Genomic DNA, 18,155 nt, shown 5'->3' on the forward strand with positions numbered 1-18,155 from the left:
CAAAAAGCATAGAATAATGTAGAACTCACAAACCAACTACTGCAAATGTCAGGGTCGAATCTGCCCACATCTCCTGTCCCACCCACCCTCGAACAAGCTCTGAAACATTTTTTTGGCTATGACTCCTTCCGTGCGGGACAACGAGAAATTGTCGAAGCTGCTCTCCAAAAACGAGATCAGATGATTGTGATGCCGACAGGGGGTGGCAAGTCTTTGTGTTTTCAATTGCCAGCCCTATTGAAACCGGGTTTAAGTGTAGTTGTTTCCCCCTTAATTGCCTTGATGCAAGACCAGGTGGAAGCTTTGGTAGATAATGGGATTGGGGCGACTTTTCTCAATAGCACTTTGAATTCTCAGGAAGTGCGATCGCGCGAAACAGCAATTCTCGAAGGTAAAATTAAACTACTCTACGTTGCTCCTGAACGCTTGCTGGGCGAGAGATTTTTGCCATTCTTAGATATAGTAGCAGCTAAGTTGGGAATTTCGGCCTTTGCGATCGACGAAGCCCACTGCGTTTCCGAATGGGGGCACGATTTTCGTCCCGAATATCGACAAATGGAACGAGTGCGCGATCGCTACCCAGACATCCCCATTATGGCACTAACTGCCACCGCCACCGAGCGCGTCCGCCAAGACATTATCCAGCAGTTAACCCTGCGCAATCCTTACATCCACGTCGCCAGTTTCAATCGCCCCAATTTATACTACGAAGTTAGGTCCAAAACCAAGCACAGTTTTGCCGAAGTTTTGCAAATAATCCAAAAAAAAGGCGGTTCGGGAATTATCTACTGTCTCAGCCGCAAAAAAGTAGAAGAAGTTGCCTATAAATTGCAACAAAGTGGCATCCCAGCTTTACCCTATCACGCTGGCATGAACGATAGCGATCGCACAACCAACCAAACCCGCTTCATTCGCGACGACGTACAAGTAATGGTAGCCACAGTTGCCTTCGGCATGGGAATCAACAAACCCGATGTCCGATTTGTCATTCACTACGACTTACCCAAAAATCTCGAAGGATACTATCAAGAATCAGGTCGAGCAGGCAGAGACAACGAACCATCCCATTGTACCCTATTTTTTGGATTCGGTGATGTCAAAACCATCGAATATATCATCGATCAAAAACCCGATGAACAAGAACAGCGCATAGCCCGCCAACAATTGCGAAGAGTCATCAACTACGCTCAATCAACCGATTGTCGTCGCACAATTCAGCTAAGTTATTTTGGCGACTCATTCCCCGGAAATTGTGGAAATTGCGATAACTGTTGCCATCAAAAACCCGTAGAAGACTGCACAATAGAAGCCATGAAATTTCTTTCTTGCGTGGCTAGATGCAAAGAAAAATTTGGCATGAATCACATCATAGACGTGTTGCGTGGATCTAAAAATCAAAAAGTATTGCAATACCAACATAACCAACTTTCTACCTATGGCATCGGCAAAGATAGAAGTGCAGAAGATTGGAAAAACTTAGTGCGCTCGCTTTTACACCAAGGATTGCTAGATGAAACAACCGACGGCTTCCCAATTTTGAAACTCAACGAGAAAAGTTGGGAAGTCATGAAACGTCAGCGCACAGTAGAAATCGCCATTCAACCCAAACGCGAAGTACAAGCAACAAATCGCTCTTTAGCCGTAGAAGTGGAAAGTTTATTTGCCATATTACGGACACTACGCAAACAAATAGCCGACGAACAATTCGTACCGCCCTACGTCATCTTTGCCGATAAAAGCTTGCGAGACATGGCAGAAAAACGCCCCCAAAACCTCACCGAATTCGTAGAAGTTTACGGAGTTGGTAGCAACAAGCGAGATAAGTACGGTCAAGTTTTCTTGGAAGCGATTCGGACTTTTTGTAAAGAAAAAGGCTTACCAACAGGTGCAGCACCTTCTGTTGTAGCTCAAACTTCTAATGCTGGGAATATACCTTCTTATACACAGATGCAAACCTGGGAATTGCACAGAAAAGGTTTAACAGTTGAAGGCATAGCAGAAATCAGAGGCATGAGTCCTACTACGATTGTTGGGCACTTAGTAGAATTAATAGATATGGATCAAAAAGTCGATATTCATTTGTTAGTGGAACCGGAACGACAGCAACCAATTGTGCAAGCAATTGAGATAATTGGGGATGAAAGATTGAAAGCAATCTATGACTTTTTGCAAGAAGCTTATAGCTTTGAGGAGATTAAATTAGTGCGTGCTTGGTGGCGGCAAAATTACGTGGGTTTTTGATATAATGTCTGGTTGTATATTTTTTCTTGAGGTTGCTATCTGTTACGTTACGAAGTCCGACGAGGGTTGAAACCCCCGTCTCATAGCTGAAGTCCTCCTCAGAAACTCATCCCAAATCCTAGTTGAAAACTCTCATCTCAAGAGAGGGGGAGAGGGGGAGATTGGGGGAGGGGGAGAGAGTTTCTTTTATTCATAACAGGCGTCGCACGCCCCTTATGAATAAAAGAAACCATTTCGCTCGCCTAAAAGTTGCTAGCGAATACCTTCTTCGTCCGCGGAGGCGGACATCGTTTGTGTAGACGCGGTTTCTAACCGCCGGGGTTTCAACCGCCTCCGATTTCAAATTCGATCGCCCATCCACCCAAAAATTCGATCGCCCAAAAACCAAAAAATGCGATCGCCCTGAAACCGACCGAAAATTTGTCTGCTTTGTGGCACAGTCCGCCGGGGGTTGAAACCCCCGTCTCATAGCGAAAGTCGGTTGAAACCGACTGAAGATTCGCATGAAACCTATACACATCAACTAATTCTTCAGTCCTCTTTTAGAGGACTTTCGCTATGAGACAGGGGTTTCAACCCCTGGCGGACTCGGCGACGAACCAACTAGCCCCTGGCGCCGACTAACTAACGGACTCACAAATCAAATTCGATCGCCCATCCACACAAAAACCCGATCGCCCATCCACCCAAAAATGCGATCGCCCAAAAACCAAAAAATGCGATCGCCCAAAAACCAAAAAATGCGATCGCCCATCCACCCAAAAATGCGATCGCACCTTTCTCTCAAATTCGATCGCCCTGAAACCGACCGAAAATTTGTCTGCTTTGTGGCACAGTCCGCCGGGGGTTGAAACCCCCGTCTCATAGCGAAAGTCGGTTGAAACCGACTGAAAATTCGCCTCAAACCGATACACATCAACTAATTCTTCAGTCCTCTTTTAGAGGACTTTCGCTATGAGACAGGGGTTTAAACCCCTGGCGGACTAGGCAACGAACCAACTAGCCCCTGGCGCCGACTAACTAACGGACTCACAAATCAAATTCGATCGCCCATCCACCCAAAAATGCGATCGCCCATCCACCCAAAAACCCGATCGCCCATCCACCCAAAAATGCGATCGCCCATCCACAAAAAACCCGATCGCCCATCCACCCAAAAATGCGATCGCACCTTTCTCTCAAATTCGATCGCCCTGAAACCGACCGAAAATTTGTCTGCTTTGTGGCACAGTCCGCCGGGGGTTGAAACCCCCGTCTCATAGCGAAAGTCGGTTGAAACCGACTGAAAATTCGCCTCAAACCGATACACATCAACTAATTCTTCAGTCCTCTTTTAGAGGACTTTCGCTATGAGACAGGGGTTTCAACCCCTGGCGGACTCGGCGACGAACCAACTAGCCCCTGGCGCGGACTAACTAACGGACTAACAAATCAAATTCGATCGCCCATCCACAAAAAACCCGATCGCCCATCCACAAAAAACCCGATCGCCCATCCACCCAAAAACCCGATCGCCCATCCATCGAAAAATGCGATCGCCCATCCACCCAAAAATCCGATCGCCCATCCATCGAAAAATGCGATCGCACATTTCTCTCAAATTCGATCGCCCTGAAACCGACCGAAAATTTGTCTGCTTTGTGGCACAGTCCGCCGGGGGTTGAAACCCCCGTCTCATAGCGAAAGTCGGTTGAAACCGACTGAAAATTCGCATGAAACCTATACACATCAACTAATTCTTCAGTCCTCTTTTAGAGGACTTTCGCTATGAGACAGGGGTTTCAACCCCTGGCGGACTAGGCAACGAACCAACTAGCCCCTGGCGCCGACTAACTAACGGACTCACAAATCAAATTCGATCGCCCATCCACAAAAAAAACCGATCGCGGGGGGCCCAGAAACCGGGTTTTTTCCGAAATACTTCGCTACAACCCACAGATTCGGGCAAAAACCCGGTTTCTTGGATTATCGCCCGCCGCTAACTCCCTCCAATCGCAGGAAATGCACCCGGCCCGATCGATCGCCCGCTACAACTGTCACTCCATCAGGGGCGATCGCACAGCAATTAAACTCAGCATCTCCGCTGAAACTAGCAACCTCTTTGCTGCTAAGCAGATCCCAGATTTTCATGGTGTTATCCCATGAAGCGGAAATCGCTGTTTTGCCATCGGGTGCGATCGCCACTGCCTTTACCAAGCTAGTATGACCAGTGAGAGTTTTCAGTTCCCGGCCTGTCTCGGTGTCCCAGATTTTCAGGGTATTATCCTTTGAAGCCGAAATTGCTGTTTTGCCGTCCGGTGCGATCGCCACTGCACTTACCGATTTAGTATGACCAGTGAGAGTTTTCAGTTCCTGGTTGCTGTCTGTGTCCCAGATTTTCAGGGTGTGATCCGATGAAGCCGAAATCGCGGTTTTGCCATCGGGTGCGATCGCCACTGCATTTACCGAGTTAGTATGACCAGTGAGAGTTTTCAGTTCCCGGCCTGTCTCGGTGTCCCAGATTTTCAGGGTATTATCCCATGAAGCCGAAATCACGGTTTTGCCGTCCGGTGCGATCGCCACTGCATTTACCGAGTTAGTATGACCAGTAAGAGTTTTCAGTTCCCGGCCTGTCTCGGTGTCCCAGATTTTCAGGGTTTCATCCTTTGAAGCTGAAATTGCGGTTTTGCCGTCCGGTGCGATCGCCACTGCATTTACCAAGTTAGTATGACCAGTGAGAGTTTTCAGTTCCCTGGCTGTCTCGGAGTCCCAGATTTTCAGGGTATTATCCCTTGAAGCCGAAATCACGGTTTTGCCATCGGGTGCGATCGCCACTCCTAGTACCGCGCCAGTATGACCGGTGAGAGTTTTCAGTTCGATTCCACTGTCTGTGTCCCAGATTTTCAGGGTTTTATCATCTGAAGCGGAAATCGCTGTTTTGCCGTCGGGTGCGATCGCCACTGCTTGTACCGATCTAGTATGACCGGTGAGGGTTCTCAGTTCCGTGCCGCTGTCTGTGTCCCAGATTTTCAGGGTATTATCGTCTGAAGCCGAAATCGCTGTTTTGCCGTCGGGTGCGATCGCCACTGCTTGTACCGATCTAGTATGACCGGTGAGGGTTCTCAGTTCCGTGCCGCTGTCTGTGTCCCAGATTTTCAGGGTATTATCTGATGAAGCCGAAATCGCTGTTTTGCCGTCGGGTGCGATCGCTACTGCTGTTACCCTGTGAGCATGACCAGTGAGAGTTCTCAGTTCGGTGCCACTGTCTGTGTCCCAGATTTTCAGGGTTTTATCCGCTGAAGCCGAAACCGCTGTTTTGCCGTTGGGTGCGATCGCCACTGCACTTACCCCGCTAGTATGATCGGTAAGAGTTCTCAATTCCCTGCCGCTGTCTATGTCCCAGATTTTCAGAGTTTGATCAAATGAAGCGGAAATAGCAGTTTTGCCATCGGGTGCGATCGCCACTGCATTTACAAAGTGAGTATGACCAGCAAGTGTCCGCAGTGCACCTTCATTTGCCCGTTCTAAATTACCCTTTAAAGGCCGCAACCAAACACTATCTTTCGATTGCCACCCCTGTTCCAACATCCCCTGAATTTCAGCTATTTCAAAATCCACCAACCGACTCCACAAATGCCCTGCGAGTTGCGTTTTATCCCCATCCAAAACGTGCGCCGACTTGCGAATTGCCCCTTGAATCAACCGCAAAGTTTCAGTTTGCCCCTCCGACAACAAAACATCAGAAACCCTCGCCAAATCATAATCCTCAATTAACCCTTGAACTCCCACCGCATCCAACTTCGCCTCAATAAAATCAAAATCCGTCAACAACTGATGCAGCCGTTCCCCTTGAACACTCTCCGCCAAATGCCCCGGCAGAGTTTCCAAAGCATAAAGCCGCTTTTTCGGCGACAGTTTCCCCAACCGTTTTTTAAACTTACTCATCGCCGTACAAAGCCTCCCACAAATTATCAGAAATCGCCGTTTCAATATCCCGCAGCGACACCCCAGCTTTCTGCACCACATCAATACGATGCAGAAATCTTTGGAAACTCGCGTGATAGATACTGTAATGTGGTGGAGTATAGTTATTGCGTCGCAGAAACTGTTCCCAATCATCCAGAACTTCCTGCACATCCAAAGCATCTTCCTCAGCAAAATCCGCCAAAATATCGCAACAAACCGGCTTGCGAGTTTTCGTCAACAAATAAATCACCTTCAACTTCCGGCGGCGCAATTCTTTATCTCTCACTGCCATTTCCATCCGCGCCCAATGCTTGTCATAATATCCTTCCAACTCCCTCGGCAAATCTTCCAAATTCACATCGCTGTACTTGCCGCTATCGATATCATTCAACACATAGCGCAGGTACATAAAATTATTCTGGCTTTTTTCCGCCACCGCCGCCACAAACTGTTCGCGCTGCAAATTTTGACGGTTAATCCAACTCTGAATAGACGCGCTATTGCCCGTGCGTTTGTCAATATAAACCTTGACATCCGCCAAACTTTCTGCACTGTACTGCATCAAATCAAAAACCTGATGATTTGGCAAAGGCAGAGTTTTCGGCTGCTTCGACACAATAAAATAAACATTATCGGGCAAAGCATCTGGCAAATACAAAACATTGCTGCCGCGCCCCTGCAAACTAAGATCCACTTCATCCAGGGCATCGACGACAATAATCAACTTTTTGCCGCCCAATTTAGCGCTGACTTCCCCCAACAATCGACTCAGAAAATTGCCATCTCTGGTGGCATTTTCCGGCAGTTGCGGATAATTTAGTTGATAGCGTCGAATTAACTGAGTGCAGGCATTTTCCAGAAATTGTTCGGCGCGGACAATGCCTTGAGATTGCGAGTTAAAATGGGCGACGCAGCGCCGCTTCAGCAGCAGCACTAACTTCGCCATAATTGAACTTTTGCCGACACCCGGATCTGCTTCTAAAACAAAATAGCCTTTGCGATTGTTCTGCAAAAATTCGGCAATTGCTGCAAATACAAATCGCCGTCCGGTAAAGTCTTGAGTGCGGTCTTGAATAATCGTTTCGCACTCGTAGGGAAGCGGCAATCGAGGCGCGGCAGTATCAATAAATCGTTCCAGCAAATTCTGAATCTGCGCCAAATCGTCGCGGATGCCAATTTCGATCGCCTCCAATTTCACCATCACTTGACAAATCTGCTGCCGAGTCGCCACCGCCTCCAACTTTTGCAGAATCTCCCCATTTTGCAGCCCCAAATCTCTCAATTCAGTCAAAGCAATTTGGTGAAGATTCAACAGCATCGCCGCAAACTTTTCGCCTCCCTTCGCCGCATCCAGTTTCAGCACTTCCCGGTACGCTTTCGGGAAAGTTGTGTACAGCTTGTCCGCCACAAATTCCACAATTTCCGCATCGAAGGATTTGCCCTCGCTGGCTGCGAATTCCCCCAGGAAAGTTGCCCAATCTGCTGGTGTCAATCCGGTAACGCGATCGAACTCCTCGACATCCGCAGAAAAAATCTTGGTTAGCTGGTCTTCGGAAATCTGTAAACCCCTTGACAAATCGGCTGTACTCGTGTTAATATCCAGCCAGTATTGGGGAGTTTTTTCGGCTAATCGATCTAAAGCCCTTTCAGGAGAAGGCAAATTTTTGCTAAGTGCAATCACCTTTAATCGATCGGACTTCGCAACCTCTCTCAAAATATAGCCGATCGCCTCACCCGCCGCCTTAATCAAATCATGATTGTCCAGAATCCTCGGATTTTTCCCCAATCGTTCCGTCATCCGATTTGCCAGTTGATCGGCGGCCATAGTCTCAGCCATACTACCGACGATCGCTGCTAAGATCGAAATGCCTCCAAGTGCGATCGTACCACCCGTTAAACCCGTTGCTAACACTGCCGGATTCGCGATCGCACTTGAAATAATCTGCCCGACAGCCATCACCGCGCTGCATCCAATTACCCGAACTTTTGTATTAGCTAAATCTACTAACGACATAATTTAAATACTTCTCATACTTTGGAATAGTTTAGCGCGGTGAGATAATTAAATACAAGGATAATTTACCGGATTAACCAGAGACTTTAAATACTCTTGTTCCCCCCTTCTTAAGGGGGGCTAGGGGGGATCTCCAGGTTTTCAACTGAAGACTGAAACCCTCTGTATCTCTCGTTTATATCGAAGTCTAGATCCCCCTAAATCCCCCTTAAGAAGGGGGACTTTGAGAATGCTTCCATTCCCCCCTTGTAGGGGCAGTGCTCCCGTGCCCGCCCTCTTGGTTGGGGGATCTCTAGGTTCTCAACCCCCCAACACCCCCCACTCTCCGATTTGTAAACTTTTTTATCAACCCGATCGCACAGTTGTCATTTGATAGACAATAAGAGGTTATTTATTTTTTGCTCCCCACAGTTCACACTACAAAAAAGTTTACCTTTCTTTACAAATAACCACAAAAAACACCGTATAAAACAAAAATTTCCTGACAGACTTTAAATGCGTCGCGCGATCGACTAAAGTGAAAAAAATGGCTTTATCCGTTTATTTATCGCAAAGGAAACAAAGCTCATGACTCAACGCGGTTCTACAGTTCGGATTCTCCGCAAAGAATCTTATTGGTATCAAGAAGTCGGCACCGTTGCTACGGTAGACCAAAGCGGCATTAAATACCCAGTTATCGTTCGCTTTAACAACGTAAATTATGCCGGCGTCAACACCAACAACTTCGCCCTCAGCGAAGTAGTCGAAGTGTCAGCACCCAAAGCCAAAGCCAAAGCACCAGCAGCCCCCGGTGGCAAGCAAACCACCGTCGCCGAGAAAACCCGCAAAACCGGCAGCGGTGGCACCCCCCAGCAGCCCAAAACCTCCGCAGACAGCAAGCCAGGTGCCGAAGTTCCTGGAAGCGTCGAAGGTTCGCCAAATCAAGGAACAGAACAACGCTAATTGTGCCAGAACTGCCAGAAGTAGAAACTATTTGCCGCGGGCTAAATCATCTCACCCTCGATCGAGCAATTTTGGGCGGAGACGTGCTGTTAGCCAGCTCGATCGCCCGCTCCATCTCTGCGACCGATTTTTTGACAAAACTCAAAGGAAAGTCGATCGAGCGGTGGTACAGACGCGGCAAATACCTCCTGGCAGAACTATCTCAATGTAGGGGCGGTGCCCCCGTGCCCGCCCAGACCGTACTTCCTTCAACATCCCCACTTGGGGGGGGGTGGGGGGGGTTGACTTCTTCTGTCTTCCTTCCTTCCCAATTTGGCTGGTTGGGTGTACACCTGCGGATGACAGGACAACTTCTGTGGGTGAACCAATCGGAACCGCTACCAAAACACACGCGAGTCAGGTTGTTCCTTGAGGAAAACCAAGAATTGCGGTTTGTAGATCAACGCACCTTCGGGCAAATGTGGTATGTACCTTCAGAAACAGAGGTTTCCAGCGTTGTCACTGGCCTCAAACTGTTGGGTCCCGAACCATTTTCAGCAGAATTTTCCACAGCATATTTCGCCCACAAGCTACACCGACGGGCGCGACCAATTAAAACAGCATTGCTAGACCAGTCTCTGGTGGCGGGTTTGGGCAATATTTACGCTGATGAAGCTTTGTTTGTGTCCGGGGTTTTGCCCACAACTCTGTGCGCTGATTTGACAGCAGACCAAATTGGGCGTCTCCATGCAGCTATTATTCAAGTGCTCGACAAGGCGATCGACTCTGGTGGCACTACTTTCAGCAATTTTCTTAACGTCCAAGGCGTCAATGGCAACTATGGCGGTGTTGCTTGGGTATATAACCGTAAAGGCCAACCTTGTCGCGCTTGCTCCACACCGATCGAACGGATAAAATTAGCAGGGCGATCGACTCATTTCTGCCCCGTTTGTCAAACATAGTCATCAGTCAGTAGTCAGTAGTCATTAGACATCTCCTAAAAAGACAGTCAAGAACAGGCAGGCGGTGTCCTGAGCGAAGTCGAAGGGATGCCTATTCCACAATAATTATCGGAGAGGTCTATGAGGCAGTAGTCAAGAGAAAAAAGTGCTATAAAGGCAAATCTAGATTAAAATTTGTATAGTTTTTTAAACTAAACAAAGCAAGTCATGGCAATTAAAAAAGGCAGCATAGTCCGCGCCCTACGCGAAAAATTGGAAAATAGTTTGGAAGCAAAAGCCAGCGATCGACGCTTTTCCTCCTATATATTTGAAACTAAGGGCGAAGTGCTCGATGTTCGTGGTGACTATGCCTTCGTCAAATTTGGCAAAGTCCCTACCCCCAATATTTGGCTCCGGGTAGACCAACTCGAAGATTTCAACTAACTTTAACTGGTTCCCAGGCTCTGCCTGGGAAACCATGCCCAGAGGCTCTGCCTCGCTTGGAAAATTGGAGGCAGAGCCGACCGATCTGCGTTCCCAGGTAGAGCCTGGGAACGAGTAAAAATTCCCAATCTAACATCCAAAATCTCAAATCTAAAATAGAATGACTTCTATCAATTCCAGTACCTCAAATTGTCCATCAACTCGCGTCTCAATTATTGGTGCAGGGAAAGTTGGCAGTACCTTAGCCCAGCGGATAGCTGAAAAAAATCTGGCTGATGTGGTATTGCTAGATATTGTGGAAGGTTGGCCCCAGGGTGTAGCTTTGGATTTGATGCAAGCAAGGGGTGTAGAACGACACGATCGCCAAATTCTCGGTACAAACCACTATGCTGATACTGCTAACTCAAACATCATCGTCATTACCGCAGGTATACCACGCAAGCCCGGTATTAATCGCGAAGATTTAATTAAAATCAATGCTAAAATTGTTACTGAAGCCGCACAACAGGCGATCGCCTATTCCCCCGAAGCAATCTTAATCGTAGTCACAAATCCCCTCGATGTCATGACCTATTTAGCCTGGGAAGCTACCGGTTTACCAAAGCACCGAGTTATGGGTATGGCAGGAATTCTCGACTCCTCCCGCTTCCAAACTTTTATTGCAATGGAGTTGGGCGTTTCGATTGCTGAAATCAATGCAACTGTCCTCGGTTCTCATGGAGATTTGATGGTTCCTTTACCCCGCTATTCTACAGTCAATGGTATTCCCATTAGTCAACTTATGGATGCAAGGACGATCGCACGTTTAGTCGATCGGACCCGTCACGGAGGTGCAGAAATCGTCACCTTGATGAAGACTTCTAGTGCCTATTTTGCACCAGCATCTTCTGTCTGTGTCATGATAGAATCAATCCTATTGAATCAGTCTAGAATACTGCCTTGCTGCGTTTATTTGCATGGTCAATACGGCGTACAAGATATGTTTTTAGGTGTTCCCTGTCGCTTGGGATATCAGGGTGTGGAACAGGTGATCGAACTCGCTCTGAGTGATACTGAAAGAGCTGCTTTTATGGAATGCAGCAAATTAGTTTGGCAAAGTATTCAAGAAGCCAAGGCTATCTTGAATCATTCTGATTAAAAGCCTAGGTTTTTCTTAAAAAATCTGGTAGACATCTTAAAATAGAATAAAATATAGGTTATAGCATAGGTGGGAGGAAGAAGGAAGAGTCAATAACAGCAATACTTTTAGGGTTCAAAAATGTCCTAATCGTCGGGGCGGTTGCTATAATAGCTAAATATAGAAACCCCCGATGCGCTGAGGAGTTTGTTAATTGCTCAAATCCTAGATGGGATTGCTTATTGCTTCTTAGTTCCACCTCTGTTATAGCAGGTCTGAATCAATTGTGTAATTCTTTTAGGGCCGAAGCGCAGCGGAGGGATTCCCCCCTGGTTGCGCCAATATATTCGGGTTAGGCACGCACCATCTACTATCCCTACAGTTTTTGCACCAATCATTTAGGCTTACTATCTAACAGGCAAAATTTGCTCAAACGCCATCGGCTCAATTTCCATAAATTTGAGTAAACACGCTCTATAAAATTTTTTAATTATCACCTTCAGCAAGATAGCTAATTAACTTTGCAGTCATCATAAGAATGTGATAATTAAAACAAACACAGATGGTAAAAAATGTCAAACTAAGTAAACTATAAAATTAACTACCATTGATACCTTACCAAATAATCGAGGGCAAAATCAATCACTAAAGGTACAAAAAATTTATGCAGAGCGAAGGATGGTGAAAAATAACACTTGGTAAGATCAGTATAATTTGCTGCTGAGTTACCGAAAAATCAATAGCATTTGCTATCAAGTCCCAGTATTTACCAAACTCAAATCAAGATCGCTAATTGGGGTGTCGGCTAAATCTATACCAAACCACACAATAACTAAAGAGATACTATATGTTTCATCAATACCTGTATCACGAAGTAACCAGCCTGCGGATGAAGTTAATTCATCTAGAAAGAGAAATGCAGTCTCAAACCTGGTTCAAAAAGCTACAAGCCCTGATGGGAGTTATTGGCAAAATTCGCGAATCCCTAGACTTAGAAACAATATTCAACACCACAAGCACAGAAGTCCGGCAACTCCTAAATGCCGATCGCGTCGCCATTTATCGATTCATCCCCGACTCCCAATGGAACGACGGCGAAATAGTATCCGAAGACGTACTACCCCAATACAGCCCCTCCCTAGGCGCACAAGTTCACGATCGCTGTTTCGGCGAACAATTTGCAGCTAACTACGAAAAAGGTTACGTTCAAGCTCTCACTGATATCTATAGAGCTGGGTTGAGTCCTTGTCACCTCTCCATCCTCAAGCGATTTCAAATCCGAGCTAACTTAGTCGTACCCCTACTTCAAGGAAAGCATTTGTGGGGATTGCTGTGCATTCACCAATGTGGCCAACCCCGTGATTGGCAAGAAGATGAAATCGAATTTGCCAAGCAAATAGGAGAACACCTAGCAATCGCCATCTACCAAGCCGAATTGCACTTGCAAACCCAAAGGCAATTAGCAGAAATCGATCGCACGCAACAACAACTGCGGGAAAGCGAGCAAAGATATCACCAAATTCTCGACTCGATCGCCGACATGGTATTAGTCAAAGGTCCTGAATCAAAAATTCTCTGGGCTAATCAAGCATTTCGCGACTATTACGGCATGAGTGAAGAGGAACTTCAAGGAATTGTAGATGCACCTTTCGCCAATCCAGACGATACTCGACCATATATTAAAGATGACACCTTCGTATTTGAAACCGGACAAACTCTGGCAATTTCCGAAGAACCGATCGTGCGGCACGATGGAGAAGTGCGACTGTTTAGTACAGTCAAAACACCGATCCGCAACGAAGATGGCCAAGTAACAATGACCGTCGGTGTCTCCCGCGACATAACGGAACGCAAACTAGCAGAGGAATCAGTCAAAGCCAGCGAAACCAAATACCGCAGCCTGGTAGAAACCTCCCAAGACATGATTTGGTCAGTCGATGCCCAAGGTTGCTACACCTTCGTCAACCCAGCAGTCAAATACATCTACGGTTACGAACCAGAAGAAATGGTCGGCCGACCTTTTTCCGACTTTGTGACACCAGAACAAAGCCGGAAAGATTTAGAAGTTTTCGCCCGCCTGCTGACCGGAGAATCAGTGTTCCAGTACGAAACCACCCAAATCGCCAAAGACGGCAGCATGAAACATTTGATGTTCAATGCGATCGCCCTGTTCGACGACGCAGGAAACGCCCTCGGCACCACGGGTACGGCTACCGACATTACTGATCGCAAACTCGCAGAAGCAGCCTTGCAACACGCCAACGCCGAACTAGAGCGCAGAGTAGAAGCCCGCACGGCAGAACTGCGACAGACTGTTGCCGCCCTCAGTGTCAGCGAAACCAAGTTTCGGACGATCGCAGCCACCATCCCCGGAGCTGTGTTCCAGTTTACCAGCCGGGATGGAGTATGGAGAATTGACTACATGAGCGATTGCATTTTTGAGATCGGCGGTGTCACAGCAGCAGAAATGATGGAAGACATCTATACATTCATTTCCCGCATCCACCCCGAAGACTTGGATGGCTACATCGCCTCCGTCAACGAAGCCGTAGAAAACCTATCTCCCTGGCACTACGAAGGGCGGTTAGTCAATCCCAACGGCGAGATTCACTGGTGGCAGGGCGACTCAGTGCCCACCCGCAATCAGAACGGCGAAATAGTATTTTGTGGCGTTTTGCTCGATATCACCGATCGCAAACTCACAGAAACAGCCATTCGCGACAGCCAACGACAGCTACAAGAAGCCCAGAGACTCGCTCATGTCGGCAATTGGGAACTCGATGTCACAACGGGAACCGTTACTTGGTCAGAGGAACTTTTCCGCATCCACGGACTCGAACCAGCCGCCACAGCACCCACCAGAGCACAGCAAGTCGCTCTGATCCATCCAGAAGATGTGGAATTGTGGGAAACCGAAATACAGCGGGGAGTTGACTTTGGCATTCCCTTTGATTTTGACTTTCGTCTTTACCGTCCCGACGGCACGCTGCGACACCTGAACGCCCTGGGCAGAGCTGAAACTGATGCCAACGGCAATGTGGTAAAATTGTTCGGTACTGCGATCGACATTACCGATCGCAAAAACGCTGAAGCAGCCCTGCGACAAGCAGCCGCCGAGTTGGAAGACAGAGTGAGCGATCGCACAGCCGAATTGTGGCAAGCCGTCGCCCAGCTAGAACTAGAAATCGGCGAGCGCAAAAACGCTGAAGCAGCAGTCCAAATTTCCGAACAAAACCTCCGAACTATATTTAACAATGTCTACGATGCTATCTTCATTCATGATTTAGAAGGAAACATTCTAGATGTCAATAATCGAATGTTAGAAATGTATCGAGTTAGCGCCTCCCAAGCCACCACATTATCATTTAAAAATGACTATTCCACCGCTGAAAATCCCTTGGCAGAATTTGCCGAAATTTGGCAAAGGGTAATAGCCGGAGAAACAGCCCGCATTGAATGGAAAGCTAGGCGTCCCCATGACAATTCAACCTTTGATGCAGAAATAGCCTTGTCTCAAATTAATCTCAACGGCAATGTTAGCATCATTGCCAACGTCCGAGATATTAGCGATCGCAAACTGGCAGAAGCCGAATTGCAACGCACCCAAAAATTTATGGAATCTGTGCTCCAAACCATACCAGTAGGAGTAGTTGCCAAATCAGCCACAGACTTACGGTTTGTACTGTGGAATCCAGCAGCCGAACACTTATTCGGTTTTTCCGCCACAGAAGTTATAGGCAAAAATGATTTTGACTTTTTCCCCACAGAACAAGCCCAAACTTTTATGAGCAAAGACCGGGAAGTTCTCAACAACAGACTACTTGTAGATATCGAGGAAGAAGAAATTGAAATAGCTACAGGAGCCTCGCGGATATTTCATACTAAGAAAACCGCAATTATCGATGCCTATGGTCAGCCAGAATATTTATTAGCAATTACCGAAGATGTTACCAATCGCAAGCTAGCAGAACTTACTTTGAGGCGCTCTTCCGCCACACTCAAGCAGCAAGCCGATCGAGAAAAATTGCTCAACTGCCTCACAACCCAAATCCGCAATTCCCTCGACTTTGACAACATAATTACTGTCGCAGTCCAAGAAATTCGTGCTTTCATGCAGATCGATCGCTGCTATTTTGCCCAGTACCGTAGCGAACAAGAAGAGGCATTTTGGGAAATTATTCAAGAATCTCGCACCAGAGAACTTCCCGATTTAATCGGTTGCTATAAAGCTTCTGACTTCGGCACTTTAGGAGAACAGATGTTGCGTCTAGAAACGCTGCAAATCGATGATATCGGAGCGATAACAGACCCTATTTGGAGACAGTCTCTTAGCCCTATGGGCTACCAATCTGTGTTGGCAATTCCGATCCAGGCACTTTCGGGAGTCGTCAGCGTTGTTGCCTGCGCCCACTCCGCTGCTGTGCGCCCCTGGAGTGACAGCGAAGTAGAATTGTTGCAAGCGATTACAGTTCAATTGGCGATCGCCCTCAATCAAGCAGATCTTTACACTCAAACTCTCAATAAAGCTCGCGAATTAGAACACACATTGGATAAATTAACTAGCGCTCAATCTCAGTTAGTTCAAAGCGAAAAAATGTCATCTCTCGGTCAGTTAGTTGCGGGGGTAGCCCACGAGATTAACAACCCAGTTAACTTTATTTACGGCAACCTTAGCCATGCTAACGAATATACCCAAGACATACTGCACCTAATCGAACTTTACCAAAACCACTATCCCGAACCAGTACCAGAAATTCAAGAAGAAGTAGAAAATATTGAACTTGATTTTCTCATGGAAGATTTGCCTAAATTGCTGACATCGATGAAAGTCGGTGCCGATCGCATTCAACAAATAGTTGCTTCTCTCCGCACATTTTCTCGCATGGACGAAGCGGAAATGAAAGCAGTCAACATTCATGAAGGCATAGATAGCACTTTGATGATATTGCAGCACCGACTTAAAGCTAAACACAATCATCCAGAGATTCCGGTGATTAAAGAATACGCTAACTTGCCTTTAGTGGAATGTTATGCCGGACAGTTAAATCAAGTATTTATGAATGTGTTGAGCAATGCTTTAGATGCTTTGGAAGAACGAGATTTGGGTCGTTCTACTGAGGAAATGCGCCAAAATCCTAGTATTATCTCCATTAAAACAGAACTGTCCAAACCCGATCGCGTACTCGTCAAGATAGCTGACAATGGACCTGGAATGCCAGAGAGTGTACGGAATCGACTTTTTGACCCATTTTTTACTACCAAAGCTGTTGGTAAAGGTACTGGAATGGGTTTGTCCATTAGCTACCAAATTATTACCGACAGACACGGCGGCTCCCTGCAATGCACTTCTTCCCTAGGAAACGGTGCAGAATTTGCGATCGAGATTCCGCTCAAAGCTAATTCTTAATATTACCCGGAATCAGGAGACGGCTTTTGGAGTGTCCCTACGTGATTATCTTGGGGTAGGGAAACGGCACTGCCCATTAGTGTCAACTTAAGCCTGAGAGCTTTGATAAATCTCGTTTTTACCTAAGTCTAGATCCCCCTAAATCCCCACCCCCCCCTAGCCCCCCCCAAGGGGGGAAGGGGGACTTTGAAAAGATTCCTGTCCCCCCCTTCTTAAGGGGGGCTAGGGGGGATCTAGATTTAATAGTCAAACAACAGTCTGTGACTGGGCTTGACGTTAAGTTGACACCTATGGGCACTGCCGTCTCCTCATTAGTTATCATATTGAGCTAAAATATTTATGGATTCTCCAAAATAGAGCAATCAAACTAATATGCTTCAGTCAACAGAACACTGTCACATTGTCAGGAATGATGAAATTCTGAGTGGTGAACCCATTATCAAGGGTACTCGAACTCCGGTGCGGGCGATCGTGGAGATGTGGCGCATTGGAGTTTCGCCAGAAGAGATTCCTCATCGTTTGCCGCACCTCACCCTAGCACAAGTATTTGATGCCTTGAGCTACTATCTAGATTGCCAAGCAGAAATTAACAAGTATATTGAACTTAACCGCATTCCCGATGAGTTAATCGATCCGCGAGTTAAAGATCAATGAGTGAAATTTTTATCCATGTTTATTTAGATGAAGATGTCGATGCGCTTGTAGCTAGCTTGCTAAATTCTCGCGGCTTTGAGGCAACAACTGCAAAACAAGCAGGACAACTCGGAAAAACAGATGTCGAGCAGTTGGAGTATGCTATTAGCCAAAAAGCAGCTATTCTTACCCACAATCGAAATGACTTTGCAGCGCTTGCTCAAGAATATTTCAGTCGGGAGGAAAAACATTATGGAATTATTATTGCAGTCCGACATCCATATGGAAAAATCGTGAATAGGCTCGTTTCAATCCTTAATACCACAACAGCCGACGAAATGGAAAACCAAATTCTTTATATTTGAACTGAAGCAAGTAGGGTGCGTCGCCATCTATAATCTGCAAGTTATATCCAATATAGCAACCGCCAAGGTGGTTAGGATGCTTCCGGTCACTGAGCGTAGTCGAAGTGGACATTTCGACTACGCTCAA

Annotated in this window: 14 protein-coding genes; 8 read left to right on the forward strand and 6 right to left on the reverse strand. The window is 46.8% G+C overall.

Going from position 1 to position 18,155, the window contains the following annotated elements; genetic code table 11:
* The first annotated feature begins 45 nt into the window (after nucleotides 1-45).
* A complete protein-coding gene (gene recQ, locus ACBR23_RS05640; RefSeq protein ID WP_371118839.1) occupies nucleotides 46-2,241 on the forward strand; it encodes a DNA helicase RecQ in 2,196 nt (731 codons plus the stop codon).
* 323 nt (nucleotides 2,242-2,564) lie between these two features.
* Here recQ and ACBR23_RS05645 read toward each other — a convergent pair whose 3' ends face one another.
* From ACBR23_RS05645 to ACBR23_RS05670, 6 genes are all read right to left on the reverse strand, one after another.
* The gene (locus tag ACBR23_RS05645) at nucleotides 2,565-2,759 is read right to left on the reverse strand and encodes a hypothetical protein (RefSeq protein ID WP_371118838.1); all 195 of its coding nucleotides are present in this window, start codon (nucleotides 2,757-2,759) and stop codon (nucleotides 2,565-2,567) included.
* A gap of 122 nt (nucleotides 2,760-2,881) precedes the next feature.
* Nucleotides 2,882-3,106 (reverse strand): hypothetical protein, encoded by a 225-nt coding sequence (locus ACBR23_RS05650; protein WP_371118837.1) that lies wholly within the window; start codon nucleotides 3,104-3,106, stop codon nucleotides 2,882-2,884.
* 171 nt (nucleotides 3,107-3,277) lie between these two features.
* Nucleotides 3,278-3,550 (reverse strand): hypothetical protein, encoded by a 273-nt coding sequence (locus ACBR23_RS05655; RefSeq protein ID WP_371118836.1) that lies wholly within the window; start codon nucleotides 3,548-3,550, stop codon nucleotides 3,278-3,280.
* A 106-nt stretch (nucleotides 3,551-3,656) separates the two neighbouring features.
* A complete protein-coding gene (locus ACBR23_RS05660) occupies nucleotides 3,657-3,968 on the reverse strand; it encodes a hypothetical protein (protein ID WP_371118835.1) in 312 nt (103 codons plus the stop codon).
* Nucleotides 3,969-4,206: 238 nt separating this feature from the next.
* Nucleotides 4,207-6,165 (reverse strand): hypothetical protein, encoded by a 1,959-nt coding sequence (locus ACBR23_RS05665; protein WP_371118834.1) that lies wholly within the window; start codon nucleotides 6,163-6,165, stop codon nucleotides 4,207-4,209.
* On the reverse strand, nucleotides 6,158-8,200 hold the full coding sequence (locus ACBR23_RS05670) for an ATP-binding protein (protein ID WP_371118833.1): 2,043 nt from the start codon (nucleotides 8,198-8,200) through the stop codon (nucleotides 6,158-6,160). Before ACBR23_RS05670 ends, ACBR23_RS05665 begins: the two co-directional genes overlap by 8 nt.
* Before the next feature lie 567 nt (nucleotides 8,201-8,767).
* Here ACBR23_RS05670 and ACBR23_RS05675 point away from each other — a divergent pair.
* The 7 genes from ACBR23_RS05675 (at nucleotide 8,768) to ACBR23_RS05705 (ending at nucleotide 18,028) form a co-directional block, all read left to right on the forward strand.
* On the forward strand, nucleotides 8,768-9,142 hold the full coding sequence (locus ACBR23_RS05675; protein ID WP_371118832.1) for a photosystem I reaction center subunit IV: 375 nt from the start codon (nucleotides 8,768-8,770) through the stop codon (nucleotides 9,140-9,142).
* Nucleotides 9,143-9,144: 2 nt separating this feature from the next.
* Nucleotides 9,145-10,083, forward strand: a complete 939-nt coding sequence (locus ACBR23_RS05680; RefSeq protein WP_371118831.1) for a DNA-formamidopyrimidine glycosylase — start codon at nucleotides 9,145-9,147, stop codon at nucleotides 10,081-10,083.
* Between the two features lie 207 nt (nucleotides 10,084-10,290).
* Complete coding sequence (locus ACBR23_RS05685; RefSeq protein WP_340522847.1) at nucleotides 10,291-10,506, forward strand: NAD(P)H-quinone oxidoreductase subunit O; 216 nt, start codon at nucleotides 10,291-10,293, stop codon at nucleotides 10,504-10,506.
* Nucleotides 10,507-10,666: 160 nt separating this feature from the next.
* Nucleotides 10,667-11,644, forward strand: coding sequence for a malate dehydrogenase (gene mdh / locus ACBR23_RS05690; RefSeq protein ID WP_371118830.1), 978 nt, complete (start codon nucleotides 10,667-10,669; stop codon nucleotides 11,642-11,644).
* An 826-nt stretch (nucleotides 11,645-12,470) separates the two neighbouring features.
* Nucleotides 12,471-17,030, forward strand: a complete 4,560-nt coding sequence (locus tag ACBR23_RS05695) for a PAS domain S-box protein (protein ID WP_371118829.1) — start codon at nucleotides 12,471-12,473, stop codon at nucleotides 17,028-17,030.
* 372 nt (nucleotides 17,031-17,402) lie between these two features.
* The gene (locus ACBR23_RS05700) at nucleotides 17,403-17,684 is read left to right on the forward strand and encodes a DUF433 domain-containing protein (protein WP_371118828.1); all 282 of its coding nucleotides are present in this window, start codon (nucleotides 17,403-17,405) and stop codon (nucleotides 17,682-17,684) included.
* Nucleotides 17,681-18,028 carry a DUF5615 family PIN-like protein gene (locus ACBR23_RS05705; protein WP_371117416.1) on the forward strand — a complete coding sequence of 116 codons (348 nt, stop codon included), beginning with the start codon at nucleotides 17,681-17,683 and terminating at the stop codon, nucleotides 18,026-18,028. The genes ACBR23_RS05700 and ACBR23_RS05705 overlap by 4 nt, the downstream gene beginning before the upstream one ends.
* The last annotated feature ends 127 nt before the right edge of the window (nucleotides 18,029-18,155 follow it).

Origin of the sequence: Microcoleus sp. (assembly GCF_041354475.1) — a bacterium.
GTDB lineage: Bacteria > Cyanobacteriota > Cyanobacteriia > Cyanobacteriales > Microcoleaceae > Microcoleus.